At 72.1% G+C, this 20,894-nt stretch carries 15 protein-coding genes; 5 read left to right on the top strand and 10 right to left on the bottom strand.

Annotated features, from left to right (window positions below; translation table 11 throughout):
* Positions 1–71: 71 nt before the first annotated feature.
* The 7 genes from AEQ27_RS12220 to rsmI all read right to left on the bottom strand — a co-directional run bounded on the left by AEQ27_RS12220 (position 72) and on the right by rsmI (position 7,093).
* Positions 72–1,010: a 4-(cytidine 5'-diphospho)-2-C-methyl-D-erythritol kinase gene (locus AEQ27_RS12220; RefSeq protein ID WP_054146905.1), complete on the bottom strand. Its 939-nt coding sequence runs from the start codon at positions 1,008–1,010 to the stop codon at positions 72–74.
* A 13-nt stretch (positions 1,011–1,023) separates the two neighbouring features.
* Positions 1,024–1,620 carry a hypothetical protein gene (locus AEQ27_RS12225; protein ID WP_054146906.1) on the bottom strand — a complete coding sequence of 199 codons (597 nt, stop codon included), beginning with the start codon at positions 1,618–1,620 and terminating at the stop codon, positions 1,024–1,026.
* Positions 1,621–1,623: 3 nt separating this feature from the next.
* Positions 1,624–2,526, bottom strand: coding sequence for a 16S rRNA (adenine(1518)-N(6)/adenine(1519)-N(6))-dimethyltransferase RsmA (gene rsmA, locus AEQ27_RS12230; RefSeq protein WP_054146907.1), 903 nt, complete (start codon positions 2,524–2,526; stop codon positions 1,624–1,626).
* Positions 2,526–3,518, bottom strand: coding sequence for a TatD family hydrolase (locus AEQ27_RS12235; protein ID WP_082383489.1), 993 nt, complete (start codon positions 3,516–3,518; stop codon positions 2,526–2,528). Before AEQ27_RS12235 ends, rsmA begins: the two co-directional genes overlap by 1 nt.
* Positions 3,515–5,083, bottom strand: a complete 1,569-nt coding sequence (metG, locus tag AEQ27_RS12240; protein ID WP_054146991.1) for a methionine--tRNA ligase — start codon at positions 5,081–5,083, stop codon at positions 3,515–3,517. The genes AEQ27_RS12235 and metG overlap by 4 nt, the downstream gene beginning before the upstream one ends.
* 96 nt (positions 5,084–5,179) lie before the next feature.
* Positions 5,180–6,172, bottom strand: a complete 993-nt coding sequence (locus tag AEQ27_RS12245) for an NADP-dependent oxidoreductase (protein WP_082383490.1) — start codon at positions 6,170–6,172, stop codon at positions 5,180–5,182.
* A 93-nt stretch (positions 6,173–6,265) separates the two neighbouring features.
* Positions 6,266–7,093: a 16S rRNA (cytidine(1402)-2'-O)-methyltransferase gene (gene rsmI / locus AEQ27_RS12250; protein WP_054146908.1), complete on the bottom strand. Its 828-nt coding sequence runs from the start codon at positions 7,091–7,093 to the stop codon at positions 6,266–6,268.
* 46 nt (positions 7,094–7,139) lie between these two features.
* Between rsmI and AEQ27_RS12255 the strand changes: the two genes are divergently transcribed.
* The 4 genes from AEQ27_RS12255 (at position 7,140) to AEQ27_RS12270 (ending at position 11,870) form a co-directional block, all read left to right on the top strand.
* A complete protein-coding gene (locus AEQ27_RS12255; RefSeq protein WP_054146909.1) occupies positions 7,140–8,879 on the top strand; it encodes a dolichyl-phosphate-mannose--protein mannosyltransferase in 1,740 nt (579 codons plus the stop codon).
* A 129-nt stretch (positions 8,880–9,008) separates the two neighbouring features.
* Complete coding sequence (locus AEQ27_RS12260) at positions 9,009–10,301, top strand: O-acetylhomoserine aminocarboxypropyltransferase/cysteine synthase family protein (protein ID WP_054146910.1); 1,293 nt, start codon at positions 9,009–9,011, stop codon at positions 10,299–10,301.
* A gap of 42 nt (positions 10,302–10,343) precedes the next feature.
* Positions 10,344–10,874, top strand: a complete 531-nt coding sequence (locus AEQ27_RS12265; RefSeq protein ID WP_369813653.1) for a CoA-binding protein — start codon at positions 10,344–10,346, stop codon at positions 10,872–10,874.
* A 111-nt stretch (positions 10,875–10,985) separates the two neighbouring features.
* Entirely contained in the window at positions 10,986–11,870 is an 885-nt protein-coding gene (locus AEQ27_RS12270; protein WP_054146912.1) for a sulfurtransferase, read from the top strand.
* Positions 11,871–11,943: 73 nt separating this feature from the next.
* Here AEQ27_RS12270 and AEQ27_RS12275 read toward each other — a convergent pair whose 3' ends face one another.
* The 3 genes from AEQ27_RS12275 to AEQ27_RS12285 form a co-directional block, all read right to left on the bottom strand.
* Positions 11,944–13,941, bottom strand: a complete 1,998-nt coding sequence (locus AEQ27_RS12275) for a thioredoxin domain-containing protein (protein WP_054146992.1) — start codon at positions 13,939–13,941, stop codon at positions 11,944–11,946.
* 17 nt (positions 13,942–13,958) lie between these two features.
* On the bottom strand, positions 13,959–15,143 hold the full coding sequence (locus tag AEQ27_RS12280) for a bifunctional 2-methylcitrate synthase/citrate synthase (protein WP_054146913.1): 1,185 nt from the start codon (positions 15,141–15,143) through the stop codon (positions 13,959–13,961).
* Positions 15,144–15,283: 140 nt separating this feature from the next.
* Complete coding sequence (locus AEQ27_RS12285; RefSeq protein ID WP_054146914.1) at positions 15,284–16,876, bottom strand: long-chain fatty acid--CoA ligase; 1,593 nt, start codon at positions 16,874–16,876, stop codon at positions 15,284–15,286.
* Between the two features lie 104 nt (positions 16,877–16,980).
* Between AEQ27_RS12285 and hrpA the strand changes: the two genes are divergently transcribed.
* Positions 16,981–20,874 (top strand): ATP-dependent RNA helicase HrpA, encoded by a 3,894-nt coding sequence (gene hrpA, locus AEQ27_RS12290; RefSeq protein ID WP_054146915.1) that lies wholly within the window; start codon positions 16,981–16,983, stop codon positions 20,872–20,874.
* Positions 20,875–20,894 lie beyond the last annotated feature (20 nt).

Consider the following 20,894-nt stretch of genomic DNA (forward strand, 5'->3'; position numbering starts at 1 on the left):
GCGCCGAGACCCCTCTGCGCGCACAGGGGTCTCGGTGACTTCCTGGGGTCTCAGGGCCTGCGGCGACGGAGTCAGTCGGTGACGACGCGGGCGCCGTGCACGGGGCCCGTGGCGCGCACCACCGTGAGGCGGGCGGCGCTCAAGGCGATCTGCAGTTCGAGGGCGCCGTCGAGGTCGGGCGCGAGGAACGCGACGGTCGGGCCGGAACCCGACACGATGCCTGCCAGGGCACCGTTGCCCTCGCCGAGCTCGAGGACGTCGGCCAGGCCCGGCTGGAGGTGCAGGGCGGGCGCCTGGAGGTCGTTGTGCATGGCGTCCGCGAGCATGCCCGGGTCACCCGCGCGGAGGGCCTGCAGGACGCCGGCGTCGACGACGGGGTGCCGCACCGACCGGATCTCGCCTTGGTGCCGCAGCCGGTGGGCGTCGAGTTCGTCGTAGACGCGGGGCGTCGAGAGGCCGACGTCGGCGACGGCCAGCACCCACTGGAACTGTCCCTTCGCCAGGGCCGGGCTGAGTTCGTCGCCGCGGCCGGTGCCGATCGCGGTGCCGCCGGCGAAGGCGAACGGGACGTCGGCGCCGAGCCGGGCCGAGAGCCGCAGCAGTTCGTCGCGGCCCACGCCGGTGCCCCACAGGGTGTCGCAGGCGAGCAGCGTCGCGGCCGCGTCGGCCGAACCGCCCCCCATGCCGCCGGCCACCGGCACGGCCTTGTCGACGGTCAGTGCGACGCCTCCGGCGTAGCCGGTCGTCTCGGCCAGCAGGCGCGCGGCCTTGATCGCCAGGTTGGACTCGTCGGTCGGCACGCCCGACACGTCGATCGACGGGCCGCCCGTGACGCTGACCGTGAAGCCGTCGGCGTGCCGCGCGCGCACGTCTTCGTAGAGGGACACGGCCTGGTAGGCGGTCGCGAGGTCGTGGTACCCGTCGTCCTGCAGATCGCCGACGGCGAGGAAGACGTTGATCTTGCCCGGCGCACGCGTGTGGACCACGGTCGGGGCGGCCACGGACGTCATGCGTCCAACCTAGTCAGTTCTGGCGATCACCCATGACGTCGAACGCCCGCGTCAACCCCTCTTTCACGGGCTGGACCCGTTCGGGCAGGCGCAGACCGCCCTGCGTCAACGACACCGAGCCCTTCGGACCGCCGGTCGACACCACCTGGAGGCGCAGGGTGTCCCCGTGCGCGAGGGTCCAGTCGGCGGTCGGGCGCGTCGCGGCCCGGGCGCCGACCTCGGGCGGGCCCCCGGCGCACCGGGCGAACCGGCCGACGGCGAGGTCGAACAGGGCGAGCGGTCCGCCCCGCAGGCTGCGTCCGACGGTGACCGCGTAGCTGCCGTCGGGCTGGCGCCCCGGCGGCTCGATGCCGCGTTCTTGCTCGTAACGCACCGTGATGCCCTCGGCCCACCACGGCACGACCTCGAACTCGTCGACCAGGAGGCGCGAGATCTGCTCGTGGGACAGTCGCGTCGCCCCCGCGGCGTCGAGCCGTGCGAACCACTCCGCCGCACCGCGCCCGGTGCCCGACCCGAGCCGGGCGTCGCTGAGCCGCTGCTCGCCGCGCTCACGCTCGCCCCCGCCCGTACCGGAGGGCCCGCCGCCGGAGCCGTTCCTGCGTCGGGGCACGGCTCAGCCGGCCTCACCCTCGTCGGAGTGCAGCACGGCGGCGACGGACGCACCGGCGAGGGCGTCGACGTCACTGACCCGGGCCACGGCGAGGAAGTCGTCGACGGTGAGCTGCTCGCCCCGCTGCGTCGGAGCGAGGCCGGCCCGCTCGAGAGCCTCGGACGCCGCGGCGGACGAGCCGTAGAGGGACGACAGCGACTGGCGCAGCATCTTCCGACGCTGCTGGAACGCGGCGTCGACGAGGGCGAACGTCGCCCGACGCTCGAGGTCGCTGCCCCGGGCCGGCTTGCGGTCGAAGGCGACGAGGATGCTGTCGACGTTGGGCACCGGCCAGAACACCTGCCGGCTGACCTGGCCCGCGGCGCGGAACTCGCCGTACCACGCGGCCTTGATGCTCGGGCCGCCGTAGACCTTCGAGCCGGGCTCGGCGGCGAGACGCAGACCGACCTCGGACTGCACCATGACGAGCCCGTGCTCGAGCCCGCCGAAGTGCTCGAGGAAGTGCAGCAGCACCGGCACGCTGACGTTGTACGGCAGGTTCGCCACGAGGTGGGTGGGTTCGTCGGGCAGGGTCGTCACGCGCAGGGCGTCGTCGACCACGACGGTGAGGTCGGCCGCCGGCTGCAGCTGCGCGACGGTCTTCGGCAACTGTTCGGCGAGGCGCTTGTCGATCTCGACGGCCACCACCTTGGCGCCCGCCTCGAGCAGGCCCAGGGTGAGCGAGCCGAGCCCGGGGCCGATCTCGACGACCGTCATGCCGGCCGAGACGCCCGACGCGGCGACGATGCGACGCACGGTGTTGGCGTCGTGGACGAAGTTCTGCCCGAGCTTCTTGGTCGGCTGCACGCCCAGCAGGTCGGCGAGGTCGCGGATCTCGGCGGGGCCGAGCAGGGGGGCGCGCGACATCAGCCCTCGACCGTCACGGGCTCGCTGTCCCAGGTGCCGTAGACCAGCTCGGTCGTCGACGAGATCTGGGCGGCCAGCATCGACACGTCGGTGCCGATCGTCTCGGCCATCGACCGCAGCGTGAAGGGGATCAGGTACGGCGCGTTGGGGCGGCCGCGGTAGGGCACCGGCGTCAGGTAGGGCGCGTCGGTCTCGACCATGATCAGGTTGCGCGGCAGCTGCACGAGCGCGTCACGCAGGGGCTGGGCGTTCTTGAACGTCACCGTGCCGGCGAAGGACGCGTACCAGCCGTTCTCGGCGAGGATGCTCGCCAGCTCGGGCCCGCCGCTGAAGCAGTGGAACACGGTGCGTTCGGGAGCGCCCACCTCGAGCAGCAGGTCGACCACGTCGTCGTGGGCGTCGCGGTCGTGGATCTGCAGGGCCAGGCCGTGGCGCTTGGCGATCTCGATGTGGCCGCGGAAGGCCTCGAGCTGGGCCGCGCGACCGTCGTCACCGGTGCGGAAGAAGTCGAGGCCGGTCTCGCCGACCGCACGCACGCGCGGTCGGGCGGCGAGCCCGTCGAGCTCGGCCAGCGCGTCGTCGAGGGTGCCCGCGGCGGCCAGGGCCGGTGCTTCGTTGGGGTGGATCGCGACGGCGGCGAGCACCCGGGGCTCGCGGCTGGCGATCTCGGCCGACCAGCGGGACGTCTCGAGGTCGGTGCCGACCTGCACGACACCTCGCACGCCGACGGCCGAGGCCCGGTCGAGGTGCTCGCGGTAGTCCAGGGGGCCGTCGCCGTCGTCTCCGACGCCGTCGGCGATCTCGAGGTGCGTGTGGTTGTCGTAGACCGGCACGACGAGCGGCTGAGGAGGCGCGGGGTAGGTCAGATCGCGCTTCTGCCCGTCGGCACCCGACGAGCGGTGCCGGACGTGCGTCGCCGGGTCTGCGGTAGGCGTGCCGCCGCCGGTCGCGCCGCCACCGGCCACGACGCCACCTGCCGTGTCGTCGCTCATGCCGCGGGCTCGGGCTGTTCGATGCGGGGGAAGAGCCCGGCGGCGAGCGGCTGGACCTCGGGAGCGCTGGACCACTCGGCCGCCCGGTCGACGGGCTGACTGGTCAGCGCGCCCTGCCCGATCGACTGCCACAGGGTGTGCGTGGCCGTCGGGATGAACGGCGACAGCAGCACGGTGAGGGTGCCCAGGCCCCGCAGGGCGGTGGCGAGGACGGTCGCGAGACGGTCGCGCTGCGACTCGTCTTTCGCGATGGCCCAGGGCTCTTGCTCGGTGATGTAGCCGTTCAGCTGGTCGACGAGCTGCCAGATCGAGGCCAACGCCTCGTTGATCGCGAAGCGGTCGATCGCCGCATCGGCCTCGGCCGTGACGCGCAGCTCGGTCTCGCGCACGGCGAGGTCGGCCTCGGTCAGGTCGCCGGCGACGGGAACGGTGCCGTCGAAGTACCGGGTGATCATGGCCACGACGCGCGAGGCGAGGTTGCCGAACCCGTTGGCCAACTCGGCCTGGTAGCGGGCCGCGATGTCTTCCCAGCTGAAGTTGCCGTCCTGGCCGAAGGTGATGGCGCGCATGAAGTAGTAGCGGAACGCGTCGGCCCCGAAGACGTCGGTGATCTGCTGCGGAGCGATGCCCGTGAGCTTCGACTTCGACATCTTCTCGCCGCCGACCAGCAACCAGCCGTGACCGAAGACGTTCTTGGGCACCGGCAGCCCGGCGGCCATGAGCATGGCGGGCCAGATGACGGCGTGGAACCGCACGATGTCTTTCCCGACGAGCTGCACCGCCGGCCAGCGCCGCTGGAACTCGTCGTCGTCGACGCCGTAGCCGATCGCCGTGACGTAGTTGAGCAGGGCGTCGAACCACACGTAGACGACGTGCTTCTCGTCCCAGGGCACCTTGACGCCCCAGTCGAAGCTCTGTCGCGAGATCGAGAGGTCGCGCAGACCCTGCTTGACGAACGAGACGACCTCGTTGCGCACCGAGTCGGGCTGCACGAAGTCGGGCTGGGACTCGTAGAGGTCGAGCAGTCGCTGCTCGAAGTCGCTCATGCGGAAGAAGTAGTTGCTCTCTTGCAGCACCTCGACCGGGATGCTGTGGATCGCGCAGACCTGCTCGCCCTCGTAGGCACCGGTGCCGGGCACGAGGTCGCTCGGCTGCTTGTACTCTTCGCAGCCGACGCAGTAGAAGCCCTCGAACTCGCCCTGGTAGATGAAGCCGTCGTCGTAGAGCTTCTGCAGGAACTTCTGGACGCCGGCCTCGTGGCGGGCGTCGGTGGTGCGGATGAAGTCGTCGTTGGCGATGTCGACCGTCTGCAGCAGGGGCTTCCAGGCCTCGGTGACGAGCTTGTCGGCCCACTGCTGTGGCGTGACGCCGTGGCTCGTGGCGGTGCGCAGGATCTTCTGACCGTGCTCGTCGGTCCCGGTCAGCAGCCAGGCGTCGTCGCCCCGCTGACGGTGCCACCGGGCGAGCACGTCGGCTGCGACCTCGGGGTAGGCGTGACCGATGTGCGGCACGTCGTTGACGTAGAAGATGGGCGTTGCGATGAAGAAGGAGTCGCCGGCGGGCATGGGGACCATCTTAGGTGGGGGCACCGACGTGATGACGCGACCCGCGCCTCCTGCGTCCACCGTCGGGGACGAGGAGGCGCGGGTCGCGTCGATGGCTCAGGTCGCGTCGTGCTCCTCGGTGCGGTCGTCGGAGCCCGCCCGCTCGCCCGCGTGCTCGCCCGGGTACTCGACGACGTCCATGCCGAGCACGTACTTGCCGCGGGCGTGGCCGTCCTCGAGGTCGCGGTAGGCGTCCTTCACCTCGTCGAGGGGGAAGATGCCGTCGATCGGCACCATGATCTTGTTCGTCGAGATCAGCTCGAGCAGCTCGGACAGGACGGCCTGGCTCGTGGCCTGGGCGCTGCCCTCGGCCTTCACGCCGTGCTCTTCGGCGGCCGCGAAGTCGATGATCGTGTCGATGCGCTGCGGGGCGACGCCGAGCTCGAGCGCGTAGCCGACGTTGCCCTGGCCGAAGCAGTCGACGTAGGCGTCGACGCCCTGCGGGGCGGCCTCGCGGATGCGGTCGACGACGCCGTCGCCGTACTCGACGGGCGTGACGCCGAGCTGACGCAGGAAGTCGTGGTTGCGCTCGCTCGCCGTGCCGATCACGGTGAGCCCGCCGAGGACGGCGAGTTGCGAGACCATCACGCCGACGCCTCCGGCCGCGGCCGAGACGACGAGCGTGTCGCCCTCGGTCGCCTGCACGGCGCGCAGGGCGGCGTAGGCGGTGGGGCCGGTCACGCTGATGCTGCCGGCGACCTCCCACGGCACGTTCTCGGGCTTGGCGACGAGCTCGTCGTGGCCGACGACGACGAACTCGGCGTGCGACGACCGGTTCGCCCAGCCGACGACCTCGTCGCCGACCGACCACTCGTCGACGCCGGCGCCGACCTCGTCGACGACGCCGGCGAAGTCGGTCCCCTGTCCCGACGGGAACGCCGCCGGGAACGCGTCGTGCACCAGTCCGGCGCGGATGGCCGCCTCGCCGGGGTTCAGGCCCGCCGCCTTGACGGCGCCCCCGGCCTGGCCGGCCCCCGCCTCGGGCTTCGCCACCTGCTCGACCTCCAGCTCGTCGATGTCGCCGTACTGCTCGAAACGGACCGCCTTCATGCCGTGCCTCCTGATCGTGGTGGGCCGCGCCTCCTTCGGGCACGTGCCTGCGTCGAGCTTGCACCCGCCGCCCTGCGAGGGGTACGCGACGCCCTACGCGCGTGGCGGGCGGGCCGCGCGGGCGGCCTGGTAGAGGTCGCGCCTCGACAGGCCCGTGGCGGCAGCCACGTCGGTGGTCGCCTCTTTCAGCCGGGTGCCGTCGGCCACGAGGGCCTGCACCTGGGCGAGCCCGGCGGCCAGGTCGACGACGCGCTCGGGGGCGCCCTCGACCCCGACGCAGATCTCGCCGCGCACGCCCTCGGCCGCCCACTCGGCGAGCTCGGCCGCGCTGCCCCGGCGCACCTCTTCGTGCAGCTTGGTCAGCTCGCGGCAGACGACGACTCGGCGCGAGGCCCCGAGGGCCGTCACGAGGTCGCCCAGCGAATCGGCCAGACGGTGCGGCGACTCGAAGAACACCATGGTGCGGCGCTCGTCGGCGAGCGCGCCCAGCACGCGCAGCCGGTCGCCCTGCTTCCGCGGCAGGGAGCCCGCGAAGCTGAAGCGGTCGGTGGGCAGTCCCGAGACGGCGAGCGCGGGGAGCACCGCGGACGGGCCGGGGATCGCCGTGACGGTGACGCCCGCGGCGGCGGCGGCCTCGACGAGCGGGAACCCGGGGTCGCTGATGGCGGGCATGCCGGCGTCGGTGAGCACGACCACGTCGGAGGCGCGGGCCAGGTCGACGATCTCGCCCGCCTTCTCGCGCTCGTTGTGCTCGTGCAGGGCGATCAGGCGGGGGCGGTTCTCGACGCCCAGGGCGCGCATCAGGTGGATCGCCGTGCGCGTGTCCTCGGCGGCGACGACCTCGGCGTTCGACAGCGTCTCGATCAGGCGGCGGCTGGCGTCGCCGAGGTTTCCGATGGGGGTGGCGGCGAGCACGATCACCCGCCCATTGTCCCCCGGCCCCGGACCGCCCACTTCCGATGGCCCGATGACGACCGGGCCCGAGCGCGAGTTCGATGCGCTCGTCGAGACCGACACCGCGCCTCCTGCCCGTCCGGTGGCCGGCGGGCCGGCCCTGGTGCCGCCCGGTCCGCTCGCCGGCCAGGCGGTCGTCACGCCCGTCGGCACGCCGGTCGTCGACACGGCCACCGCCCACACCCGCGAGGCTCCCCCGACCCGGCTCGACGCCTGGTGGGGACGCGTGCTGCGCACCCCGGTCAGGAGGCGCGTCTGGGCCTGGGCGGGTCCCCTCGCGGTCACGCTGCTGGCCGCGGTGCTGCGGCTGTGGCACCTGAACTCCCCCGCGACCCTCGTGTTCGACGAGACCTACTACGTCAAGGACGCCTGGTCACTGTTCAACTTGGGCTACGAGGGGTCGTGGCCGGCCGACTACGACCCGACCTTCGCCGCCGGCGGGGTCGACGGGTTCCTCGCCGCCCCGTCGTCCGTCGCCCCCCCGCCCCTCGGCAAGTGGCTGATCGGCCTCGGCATGGCGGCGGTCGGACCCGAGAACCCGGCGAGCTGGCGCATCAGCACGGCCGTCGTGGGCATCCTCGCGGTCGCCCTGGTCGCGGTCATCGGGTCGCTGCTGCTGCGGTCGACGCTGCTCGGCACGCTGGCGGGGTTCTTCCTCGCGATCGACGGGCACGCCATCGTCATGTCGCGGGTGGCCCTGCTCGACAACTTCGTGATGTTCTTCGGCCTGCTGGCCTTCGGGGCGGTGCTGCTCGACCGCCGGCAGAGCGCCCGGCGGCTCGAGGCCTGGCGGGCGAGGAGGCGCGGTGCCGGTCGCGACATCGCCTGGGGTCCTGCCCTCTGGGCGCGTCCCTGGCTGGTGACGGCCGGGCTGATGTGCGGCCTGGCGACGGCCGTCAAGTGGAACGGCCTGTACTTCCTGGCGTTCTTCGCGGTCTACACGGTGGTGGTCGACATGGTGGCGCGCCGCCGGGCCGGCGTGGAGTTCTGGCTGTCGGGCACGCTCTTCACGCAGGCACCGGTGAGCTTCCTGCTGACCGTCCCCGTCGCCGTGGTGGCCTACCTGGCGAGCTGGACCGGCTGGTTCGTGACGTCGGGCGGCTACTACCGCAGCTGGGTCGAGGACGGCGGCGCCCGGTGGACGGGCGCCCTGGCGTGGGTGCCCGACGTCGTGCAGAACTTCTGGCACTACCAGGCAGGCGTCTACGGGTTCAACGTCGGCCTGCACACCCCCCACGCGTACCAGGCGAACCCGCTCACCTGGTTGCTGATGCTGCGACCGACGAGCATGTACTACCAGGGGTTCGACGAGGGCCAGGGCGGCTGCGACGTGGCCCGGTGCGGCGAGGCGATCACCTCGGTCGCGAACCCGCTGATCTGGTACGCGGCGGTCGCGGCCTGCCTCTACCTCGTCTACCGCGTGGTGCGTTACCGCGAGTGGCGGTACGGGGCGATCCTCGTCGGCGTCGCGGCGGCCTACCTGCCGTGGCTCGCGTTCACCGACCGGACGGTGTTCCAGTTCTACACGATCGCCTTCGAGCCCTATCTCGTGCTCGGCCTTGCCGCGGTGCTCGGCATCGTCCTCGGACGACGCACCGACGACCGGTCCCGTCGACTGAGCGGGATCGGCGTCACGGCCATCCTGGTCGTGGTCGCCGTGGCCGTGTCGGTCTTCTTCTACCCGCTGTGGACGGGGCAGCTCGAGGACTGGGAGTTCATCCGTTTGCACTACTGGATCCCCAGCTGGAAGTGACCGGCCCGTGACGAGGGTCGCCCTCCCGACGCACGATGCCTCGTCCCCAGGCGGGAGGCGCGGGTCGGCCGTGTTCCGCCGTGTGACGTCCCGGGTCCCCGCGTGACGCCCAACGGCTAGCGTGGGGGCATGGCAGATCGTGAGTACGGCTTCCGCACGCGGGCGATCCACGCGGGCAACATCCCCGACGCGGCGACGGGAGCGCGGGCGCTGCCCATCTACCAGACCAGCGCGTTCGTGTTCGACGACACGGACGACGCCGCGGCGCGGTTCGCCCTGCAGAAGTACGGCAACATCTACAGCCGCCTCGCCAACCCCACCACCGCCTCCTTCGAGGAGCGCGTCGCCAGCCTCGAGGGGGGCCTCGGCGCCGTCGCCACGGCGAGCGGGCTCAGCGCCCAGTTCGTCACCTTCGCCTCGCTCGCCGGCGCGGGTGACCACATCGTCGCCAGCGCGAACCTCTACGGCGGGTCGCTCACCCAGCTCGACGTGACCCTGCGTCGCTTCGGCGTCGAGACGACCTTCGTGCAGTCCTCCGACCCGGCGGACTACGCCGCCGCGATCCGCCCCGAGACGAAGCTGCTCTTCGTCGAGACGGTCGCCAACCCGTCCGGCGAGGTCGCCGACCTCGAGGGCCTGGCCGACGTCGCCCACGCGCACGGCCTGCCGCTGATCGTCGACTCGACCATCGCCACGCCCTACCTCAACCGGCCGATCGAGTGGGGTGCCGACGTGGTCGTGCACTCGGCCACGAAGTTCCTCGGCGGGCACGGCACCACCCTCGGCGGCGTCGTCGTCGAGTCCGGCCGCTTCGACTGGGACAGCGAGCGCTTCCCGCTCTTCGACCAGCCCGTGCCGAGCTACGGCGGGCTCAACTGGTCCGGCAACTTCGGCGAGTACGCCTTCCTCACCCGACTGCGCGCCGAGCAGCTGCGCGACATCGGCCCGGCCCTCGCTCCCCACTCGGCCTTCCTGCTCGCCCAGGGCGTCGAGACCCTGCCGTTCCGCATGCAGGCCCACGTCGACAACGCCCGCCAGGTCGCCGAGTGGCTCGACGCCGACCCGCGCATCGAGCGCGTCCGCTGGGCCGGGCTGCCCGGGCACCCGCACCACGACCGTGCGGCGAAGTACCTGCCGAAGGGGCCCGGCTCGGTCTTCACCTTCGAACTGAAGGGCGGCCGTCCGGCCGGCAAGACCTTCATCGAGTCGGTCGAGCTCGCCAGCCACCTCGCCAACATCGGCGACGCCAAGACGCTCGTCATCCACCCGGGCTCGACCACCCACGCCCAGCTCAGCGAGCAGCAACTCGTCGACGCGGGCGTGCTGCCCGGCTCGGTGCGCATCAGCGTCGGCATCGAAGACCCCGACGACATCATCCACGACCTCGACCAAGCGCTGGCCGCGGCGACGAAAGGCGAGTGACCCGACGTGACCGACACCGTCACCACGCAGCTGACCAACGGGCTGACCTGCGAGCTGCCCTCGTCGTCGCCCCTCGCCAAGCTGCTGAAGTCGCAGCGGACGTGGGTCGGGCCGTCGGCCCGCGAGCGGCAGGCCATCCTGCGGTCGGCGAAGAGCGTCGCCGTCGTCGGTGCCTCGCCGAACCCGAGCCGGTCCAGCTCGTTCGTCGGAACGTACCTGCAGCAGTCGACCGACCTGCGCGTCTACTTCGTCAACCCCCGCGCCGACACGATCCTCGGTCAGAAGGCCTACCCCGACCTGGCGTCGCTGCCCGAGGTCCCCGACATCGTCGACGTGTTCCGCAAGGCCGCCGACATCCCGTCGGTCGTCGACGAGGTGCTCGCCATCGGGGCTAAGACCATCTGGGTGCAGTTGGGCATCTACAACGAAGACGCCGCCCGCCACGGCGAAGAGCAGGGTCTGACCGTCGTGATGGACCGTTGCATGAAGGTCGAGCACGCCCGGTTCAACGGCGGGCTGAACCTGATGGGCTTCGACACCGGCGTCATCACCGCGAAGAAGGCCGGTCGCTGAGGCGACCGACCGGGCCCGTCCACCCGCTCGGGGTCGCTGCACCGCAGACCCTGTGACGCTTCATTGCGGGTTCACGGGGCGATGTCACCGGTGGGCGTTACCGTGGCCCGCATGGCACCCGTCCTCACCTCACCCGTCGTCTCCGCGCAGTGGTTGGCCGACCACCTCGGCGCCGACGACCTGACGATCGTCGACGCGACCGTGCTCGTCGACCTCGGACTCGACGGCGACGCCGACCACGCGTCCGTCGCCTACGCCACCGGTCGTGACGGGTTCGAGCGCGACGGGCACGTCCCCGGGGCGGTCTTGGCCGATCTGGTCGCCGAGTTCAGCGATCCCGACTCCGGCCTGCCCTTCACCCGTCCCGGCGCCGCGCGCTTCCAGGCCGCGGTCGCTGCCCTCGGCGTCTCGAACGACAGCACCGTCGTGGTCTACGACACCGTCGACGGCCGCTGGGCGTCCCGCCTGTGGTGGCTGTTCCGCGCCTACGGGCACGACGCCGTGGCGGTGCTCGACGGCGGGTGGTCGCAGTGGCTCGCCCACGGCAAGCCCTACGACCTGGGTCGCACCGAGCCCGTGCCGGCACGGTTCGCCGCGACCGAACGCCCCGAGCACTGGGTCGACAAGGCCTTCGTCGAGTCCGTCCTCGCCGGCGACGAACGGGCGACCCTCGTCTCCGGCTCGCCCCGCGACGAGTTCGACGGGACGTCGAGCCGGCTGCCCCGTGCCGGGCACATCCCCGGCAGCGTCAACGTGCCGGCCGAGACCCTGTTGGCCGACGACGGCACGCTGGCCCGCGAGCCCGTGCTCCGCGCCCGCCTCGCCGTCGTCCCCGACGAGCCGCGCACGGTCGTCTACTGCGCCACGGGTGTCTCGGCGAGCGTCGACGCGCTCGCCCTCGCGGTCCTCGGTCGATCGGGCGTCTCGGTCTACGACGGCTCGCTCTCCGAGTGGGTCGCCGATCCGTCGGCGCCGCTCCTGCCCGCCGCCGCCTGAGCCCTCCGGGCGTCCCCTAGCCACCCCGTCCGACATCCCGCCCGGGACGACGCCGACCGATGCGCTCGGGCGGTCACTCCTCGAGCAGCAGCCCGTCGAGGTCGTCGACGGTCGTGACCGGCAGGCGGCAGACGAAGTCGCGGCACAGGTAGGCGGTGGGCACGCGCCCGGGGGCCGATCGACCCGCGAACAACTCGAAGCCCGCGTGCTCGAACGCGACCAGCGCCTCCTCGTCCATCACGGCGACGGCGCTGCCGGGGCGGACCAGACCCCTCGCCCGCCGGGCGAGGCCGTCGTCGACGTGATCCGTGCGGTCCGCCGGTGAGGGCTCGACCACGACCAGCTGCGTGAGCGGCGCCTCGAGCTCGACGAGCAGCCCGAAGGCGGCTCCGTAGGCGAGCGGGTTGTCGAGGGCCGAACCGGCCACCTCGGCGACGAGCCGCTCGGCGACGGACCGGTAGCGCGCCTCCCCGGTGAGCTGGTGCAGCGTGAGCGCGGCCGCCGCGACCGCACTGCGTCCCGACGGGTAGGCCCCCTCGCTCGGGTCGCTGGACAGGGCGACGCCCTGCGAGACGAGCACCGGGTCACCGCCCGAGGGGGCCGCGACGATCCTCGGGTCGGCGTCGTCGAGCAGGCAGGCGGCGACGAACGAGCGGGCGGCGACCGCGTACCGGCCCTCGCCCGTCGCGAGTGACAGGGCCAGCAGGCCGGACGCGAACAGGCCGTGGTCCTCGAGGGTCGCCACGGCGTCCGACACGGTCGAGCCCACGGAGGCGCGCAGCAGTCGACCGTCGTCCGTCACGTGACGCGCGAGCAGCAGGTCGGCCGCGCCCCGCGCGGTCTCGACCCACTCGGGCCGCCCATGCCGTGCCCCCGCCTCGGCGAGCGCGGCGATCGCGAGGCCGTTCCAGCCCGTGAGCACCTTGTCGTCGACGGGCGGCGGGTCGAGGACGGCCCGGCCCGCGGCGTCCCGCCGGTAGTAGCCGCCCTCGTCGCGGACGCCGTCGATCGTGCTCTCGCTGTCCTGCGCCGAGCCGAAGGCCCCGTCGGCCGTGCGCAGTCGCGAACTCAGGAAATCGGCGACCCCGGCGGCGACCCGGGCCGGATGCGTGTCGATCTCCTGAGTTGCCGACATCGGCGCGGTGCCCGACGTGGCGTCGGCACCCGGGGCGGCAGCAGCGTCCGGGCCCGCATCGAGCACCGAGAGCCGCGAGTAGGCGAGCAGCAGCTGGGCGTTGTCGTACAGCATGCGCTCGTAGTGCGGCTCGGACCAGTCGCGTCGGACCGCGTACCGGAAGAACCCGCCCTCGACCGGGTCGCGCAGCGGCGACGCGGCCATCCGGGCGAGCGTCCGCGAGACGAGTTCGAGGGCGCCGTCGTCTCCCCCGGCGCCGAGGGAGAGCAGCGCCAGCTGGGCCGGCGCCGTCGGGAACTTCGGGGCCCCGCCGAAGCCGCCGTGCTCGCGGTCCTCGTGGGCCGCGAGGCGGGCGACGGCGTGGGCGAGCTCGGGGCGCCCCGGCAGGGCGACCCCGGCGTCGGGACCAGGAGGCGCGGTGCCGGTGACCGACGCGGGTCCCGCAGCCAGCGCCTCCTGCACCGCGGACGCGGTCGCGTCGACCTCGGTCCGCCTGGTGGTCCAGGCGTCGGTGACGGCGTCGAGCACCTGTCGGAACGACGGTCGACCCTGCACGGGCACCGGCGGGAAGTACGTGCCGGCGTAGAAGGGCCGGCCCTCGGGCGTGACGAAGACGGTCAGCGGCCAGCCGAGCCCCTCGGTGAAGGCCGAGGCGGCGGCGAGGTAGCTCGAGTCGACGTCGGGGTGCTCCTCGCGGTCGACCTTCACCGAGACGAACCCGGCCGAGAGCTGCGCCGCGACCTCGGGGTCGGAGAAGCTCTCGCGCGCCATGACGTGGCACCAGTGGCAGGTCGAGTAGCCGATCGAGACCATCACGGGCACGTCCCGCTCGACGGCCTCGGCGAACGGCCCCGGCCCCCAGGCGCGCCACTCGACCGGGTTGTCGGCGTGCGACCTGAGGTAGGGACTGACGGCGTCTCGCAGCTGGTTCGGCATGCGGGCCACGGTAGGCGTCAGCGCGCGGGGACGTCCCTCAGGGGTGCACCGTCGTACTCGCTGAGGGGGCGGATCAGCGAGTTGGCCTCGCGCTGCTCGATGACGTGGGCGCTCCAGCCGAGGACGCGCGACGCGACGAAGAGCGGCGTGAAGACCGGCGTCTCGAAGCCCATCAGGTGGTACGCCAGCCCGGACGGGTAGTCGACGTTGGGCTTCAGGCCCTTGCGCTCGAACACCGTCGCGGCGACGACGTCGTAGGTCTCCTTGAGCCCGTCGACCCGGTCGTCGCCCTGCTCACGGGCCCGGTCGACGAGGCGGCCCAAGGCGTCCTCCATCGTGGGCACGCGGCTGTCGCCGTTCTTGTAGACCCGGTGGCCGAAGCCCATGATCTTCTCCTTGCGGGCGAACGCGTCGTCGAGCCAGGACACCGCGCCGTCGGCCGGTCCGACGCGGTCGAGCAGCTCGAGCGCGGCCTCGTTGGCACCGCCGTGCAACGGGCCCTTGAGGGCGCCGATCGCCCCGACGATCGACGAGTGCAGGTCGGACAGCGTCGAGGCGATCACCCGCGCGGTGAAGGTCGAGGCGTTGAACGAGTGCTCGGCGTAGAGGGTCATCGAGGTGTCGAACGCGTCGACGTCGAGCGCGTCGGGCTCGCGGTCGAACACCTGGTGCAGGAAGTCGGCGCTGTAGCCGAGGTCGTCGCGCGGCGGCACGGGAGGCAGGTCGTGGCGGCGCCGCTGGTCGTATGCGATCACGGCGGGTAGCACGGCGAAGAGGTGCGTGGCGAGTCGGCGCGTGTCGGCGACGTCGTAGACGCCCGCACCGGTCGTCGGTTCGGGCCGGGCGGCTCCGATGGCGCTCACGGCGGTACGGACGACGTCCATCGGATGGGCCGAGGTCGGGATCAGGTCGATCAGGTGCTGCAGACCGGGGGCGAGCGCGCGGTGCGCGCGGAGTTCGGCGTCGAAGTCGCGCCGCTCGTCGGCGGTGGGCAGCTCGCCGTGCAGCAGCAGCCAGGCGACGTCCTCGACGTCCCGCTCGGCGGCGAGCTGCTGCACCGGATAACCGCGGTAGAGCAGCGAGTTGCTGGCCGCGTCGACCTTCGAGACCGCCGTCCGGTCGACCGTGACGCCGGCCAGGCCCTTGTGGATCTCGGGACCGTCGGAGGCGGCCGGGGCGGGTGCGGTGATGGTGTCGCTCATGTCACTCCTTCGTGATGAGGCGGGCCCGCCGGGACGGGCCGGTCGCGCGCGGCCGGGGGCCGGGACACGATCGTCGAGGCTCCACTCTAGGTGGCGGGCACCCCGGGACGGGAGGGGCTCGGGGTCGACGCGACCCGGCGTCAGCTGCCCGAGCGCGCCTCCTGCGGGGACCCGAAGCGGTCGACGAGCTCGCGCTTGAGCACCTTGCCGCTGGGCCCGAGGGGCAAGACGTCGAGGACGTGGACGACGCGGGGGAACTTGTAGGCCGCGATCTCGTCGGAGACGAACGCGACCAGCTCGTCGGGCGTCGCCGTGGCGCCGTCGCGCAGGACGACGGCCGCCTCGATCTCTTGCCCGTGCAGCTCGTGCGGCACGCCGAAGACGGCCGCCATCGTGACGTCGGGGTGCTGCGCGAGGACCTCTTCGACCTGCCGCGGGTACACGTTGTAGCCGTTGCGGATGATCATGTCCTTCGTGCGGTCGACGATCGTCAGGTAGCCGTCGTCGTCCTTCGTGCCGAGGTCGCCCGTGCGGAACCAGCCGTCGACGATCGCCTTCGCGGTGTCGTCGGGACGGTCGAGGTAGCCGTTCATCAGGTTGTGGCCGCGGATGACGAGCTCGCCGATCTCGCCGCGCGGCAGCAGCACGATCGAGTCCTCGACGTGCTGGTCGGCGATCTCGACGTCGACGCCCCAGATCGGCGTGCCGATGGTGCCGGGCCGCGGCGGCACCCCGACGTGGTTGAAGGTGGCGACGGGCGAGGTCTCGGTCAGCCCGTAGCCCTCGTGGATCGGTGCGTCGTACACCTGCTGGAACTTCTCGAGCACCGCGAGAGGCAGGGACGCCCCGCCCGAGACGGCGTAGCGCAGCGGCGGACGCGCCTCGCTGCGGGTGGCGGCGGCTATCAGGGCCATGTACATCGTCGGCACGCCCATGAAGATCTCGCACCCGTGCTCGACCATCGCGGCGAGCGCCGCGTCTCCGTCGAACTTCGGCAGCATGACGATGGTCGCGCCGACCCGGAACCCGGTGTTCATCGTGCAGGTCTGCCCGAAGGTGTGGAACAGCGGCAGAGCCCCGAGCAGCACGTCGCCCCGATGCATGTCGAAGGTCGTCATCAGGTTGGTGTTGACCTGCTCGATCAGGGCGAGGTGCGACCCCTCGGCGCCCTTGGGCTGGCCGGTGGTACCGCTGGTGTAGAGGATCGTGGCGGTGTCGAACGGGTCGCGGGGCACGTAGGTGTCAAGCGGTTCGGCGGCCGCGGCGAGGTCTTCCAGGCGGTCGGGCCCTTCCTCCTCCTGGACGGCAGGAGGCGCGAGCACGGTCAGGACGTCGACCCCGGCCAGTTGCGCTCCCGCGCCTCCTTCGCCCAGCAGCGGCGCGGCGCAGACGAGCAGGCGGGAGCCGCTGTCGCGCAGCACGTACTCGATCTCGTGGCGCTTGAGCAGGGCGTGGACGGGCACGGCGACCGCGCCGAGCGCGAGCGTCGCGTAGTAGACCCGCGGGAATTCGGCGACGTTGGGCACCAGCATGGCGACCCGGTCGCCGGAGCCGACGCCCCGGGCGCGGAGGGCCCCGGCGTAGGCCAACGTCTGCTGCCAGAGCTCGGCGTACGTGGTCGAGGTGGGCCCGACGATCACGGCGACGTCGTCGGGGTACCTGGCGGCCGACTCGGCGAGGATGGCCGCGACCGACGCGGTGGCGTGGCCCCGGGGGGTGTGTGCTGATGACATCTGTGTCTCTCCGTCTCCGTCGACGTACGGTCTGCCGCGATCCTACGACGAGGCACGACTGGCGGGCCCCCCGCTCAGCCGGGGCGGCTTACGATGGAGGGCTCATGATCCCCACCATCACGTATCCCGCCGAGCTGCCGGTCAGCCAGAGGCGCGACGACATCGCCGCGGCGATCCGTGACAACCAGGTCGTCATCGTCGCCGGTGCCACCGGCTCGGGCAAGACGACCCAGCTGCCCAAGATCTGCCTCGAGCTCGGTCGCACCAAGATCGGCCACACCCAGCCGCGACGCATCGCGGCCCGCACGATCAGCGAACGCATCGCCGAAGAGCTCGGCGACGAGGTCGGCGGCGTCGTCGGGTACCAGGTGCGCTTCACCGACAAGGTCGGCGCCGACACGCAGATCAAGCTGATGACCGACGGCATCCTGCTCAACGAGATCCACTTCGACCGCGAGCTCGAGCGCTACGACACGATCATCATCGACGAGGCCCACGAGCGCAGCCTCACCATCGACTTCCTGCTCGGCTACCTCAAGCAGCTGCTGCCCCGCCGACCCGACCTCAAGCTGATCATCACCAGCGCCACGATCGACCCCGAGTCGTTCTCGAAGCACTTCGGCGACGCGCCCATCGTCGAGGTCTCGGGCCGCACCTACCCGGTCGAGGTCCGCTACCGACCGCTCGTCGCCGACGACACCACGAGCGACGACGACGGCGACCTCGACGACGACGACCGCCCCTCGGGTCGGCAGGGCGACCGGCAGGAGGCGCGGGCCGGCGACCGCAGGCAGCGCGCCGACGACAAGGACTACCTCCAGGGCATCAACGAGGCCCTCGACGAACTCGCGCGCGAGTCGAGCGGCGACGTCCTGGTCTTCCTCAGCGGCGAGAACGAGATCCGCGACGCCGAAGAGAGCATCCGCGGCCGCAACCTGCCGCACACCGAGGTGCTGCCCCTCTACGGCCGACTGAGCGCCGCCGACCAGCACCGCGTCTTCCAGCCCAGCACGACCGCCGGCACCCGCAGGCGCATCGTCCTCGCGACCAACGTCGCCGAGACCAGCCTGACCGTGCCCGGCATCAAGTACGTGATCGACGCCGGCACGGCCCGCATCAGCCGCTACTCGACCCGGGCCAAGGTGCAGCGCCTGCCGATCGAGGCCATCTCGCAGGCGAGCGCCAACCAGCGGTCCGGTCGGTCCGGCCGCACGAGCAGCGGCATCGCCATCCGCCTCTACAGCGAGACCGACTTCGAGAAGCGCCCCGAGTTCACCGAGCCCGAGATCCTGCGGACCAACCTCGCCGCGGTCATCCTGCAGATGATCTCGCTGAACCTCGGCGACATCGCCGCGTTCCCCTTCCTGCAGCCGCCCGACTCCCGCGGCATCAAGGACGGCCTCGACCTGCTGCGCGAGCTCGGTGCCGTCACCCAGGGCGGCCAGATCACGCGCGTCGGCAAGCAGCTCACGCGGCTGCCGATCGACCCGCGTCTCGCCCGCATGGTCGTCGAGTCGAAGACGCAGGGCACGACGCGCGAGGTGCTCGCCATCGTCTCGGCGCTGAGCATCCAGGACCCCCGCGAGCGTCCCCTCGAACGACGAGCCCAGGCCGACGAGAAGCACTCGCGCTTCCGCGACCCCAAGGGCGACTTCCTCACCCTGCTCAACCTGTTCGAATACCTCGAGGACAAGCAGAAGGAGCTCAGCGGCAACGCCTTCAAGCGACTGTGCCGCGACGAGTTCCTCAACTACCTGCGCATCCGCGAGTGGCAGGACGTCTACCGCCAACTCTCCCGAGCAGCCCGTCCCCTCGGGCTGCACGTCGGCGAGCGCAGCGCGAACCCCGACGGCGTGCACCGCAGCCTCCTGGCCGGCCTGCTCAGCCAGATCGGCCTGTTCGACCCGCAGAAGAAGGACTTCGTCGGCGCCCGCCAGACGAGGTTCCTGATCTTCCCGGGCAGCAGCCTCGCGAAGAAGCCGCCGGCAGCCGTGATGACCGCCGAACTGGTCGAGACCAGCCGCCTGTTCGCCCGGGTCGCCGGCTCGATCGACCCGGCCTGGGCCGAACCGCTCGCACCCGACCTGGTGAAGCGCAGCTACGGCGAGCCCCACTGGGAGAAGAAGCAGGGCGCCGTCGTCGCCTACGAGCGCGTCACGCTCTACGGCGTGCCGATCGTCGAGCGTCGGCGCATCCAGTTCTCGCGCATCGACCCCGCCTACGCCCGCGAGCTGTTCATCCGGCACGCGCTCGTCGAGGGCGATTGGGAGGGGCACCAGGCCTTCGAGCAGAAGAACCGGCAGCTGATCCGCGAGCTGACCGAGGTCGAAGAGAGGACGCGTCGGCGCGACATCCTGGTCGACGGCGACGCCGCGTTCGAGTTCTTCCAACGGCGCATCCCGGCCGACGTCGCCAGCATGCGCGACTTCGAGGGCTGGTGGCGCAAGGCCAAGGTCGACACCCCCGACCTGCTCACCATGACCGCCGCCGACCTGCTCGGGGACGACGAACCCGACGTCGACGAGCAGGGCTTCCCGAGCACGTGGCAGCAGGGCGACCAGACGTTGACCCTGCGCTACAAGTTCGAGCCGGGGGCCGACGACGACGGCGTGACGGTGATCGTCCCGCTGCCCCTGTTGCCGCGCCTCCGTCCGGTCGGGTTCGACTGGCAGGTGCCGGGGCCGCGCGACGAGCTGGTCCCGTCGTTGATCAAGTCGCTGCCGAAACAGATCCGCAAGAACGTGGTCCCCGCCGCCGACTGGGCGTCGAAGATCACCGACGAGCTGCCCGACGCACCGCCCGGCGACGTCGACGAGCCGTTCACCTCTACCGTCGCCGCGGCGATCAAGAAGCTCACGTACACGCCCGTCACGACCGACGACTTCGCCCTGCACCGCGTGCCCGCGCACCTGCGGGTGACGTACGCGGTGGTCGACGAGCGGGGTCGCACGGTCGGGGCCGACAAGGACCTCGACGCGCTGCAGCACCGGCTGCGCGACGCCACCCGCGACAGCGTCGCCCGCGTCACGCAGGGCGGCGGGCGCGACGAGCGCGGCCGCGGCCGGGGTCGCGGACGAGGAGGCGCGGGTGGCGACACCACGCCCGTCGCGCCTCGCCCTACGAGCTCGATCGAGCGCGAGGGCCTGACGTCGTGGGATTTCGACGAGCTCCCCGCCGTCGTCGACACCCGCCACGGCGACACGGTGATCCGGGCCTACCCGGCCCTGGTCGACCACGGCGACTCGGTCTCGATCACGTTGATGGCGACGCCCGCCGACCAGGCCCTCGCGACGCCGAAGGGCGTGCGGCGCCTTCTGATGCTGGCGACCCCGTCGCCCGTGGCCTACGTGCAGCAACACCTGACGAGCGCCGAGAAGCTCATCCTCGCGACGAGCCCGTACCAGAACACGTCGGCGCTCTTCGCGGACTGCCTCGTGGCCGTCGTCGACGACGTGCTGTTCCGGGTGAAGCCCGACGGCATGGTGATGACCAAGAAAGAGTTCCTCTCGACGCGCGACCGGGTGTCCGGGGCCGTGATGGACCAGATGTTCCAGACCGTCTCGCTCGTCGCCCGCACGCTGACCGCCGCCCGCGACGCCGACAAGGCGATGAAGGGTGCCACGTCGATGACCCTGCTCGCCGCGCTGACCGACATGCGCCAGCAACGCGACCGGCTCATCCGACCGGGTTTCGTATCGCAGACCGGGCTCCAGCAGCTGCAGCGCGTGCCGGTGTACCTCGTGGGCATCACGAAGCGCACGGCGAAGCTGCTCGAGAACCCCGGGCGGGACCGCGTCTGGCTGAGCGAGGTGCAGCAGGCGACCGAGCGGTACGAGGCCGCGGGCGGGACGTTCCCGCCGACCGACACCGCGCCTCCTGCGCTCGTCCGCGCCCGCTGGATGCTCGAGGAGTTCCGCCTCAGCCTGTTCGCGCAAGACCTGCGGCCGAGCGAGAGCGTCTCGCTGCAGCGCATCGTCAAGGTGCTCGCCTCCGCCTGAGCGGGGCCCGGGGTCTCGTG

Origin of the sequence: Frigoribacterium sp. RIT-PI-h (genome assembly GCF_001297205.1) — a bacterium.
Taxonomy (GTDB): Bacteria; Actinomycetota; Actinomycetes; order Actinomycetales; family Microbacteriaceae; genus Frigoribacterium.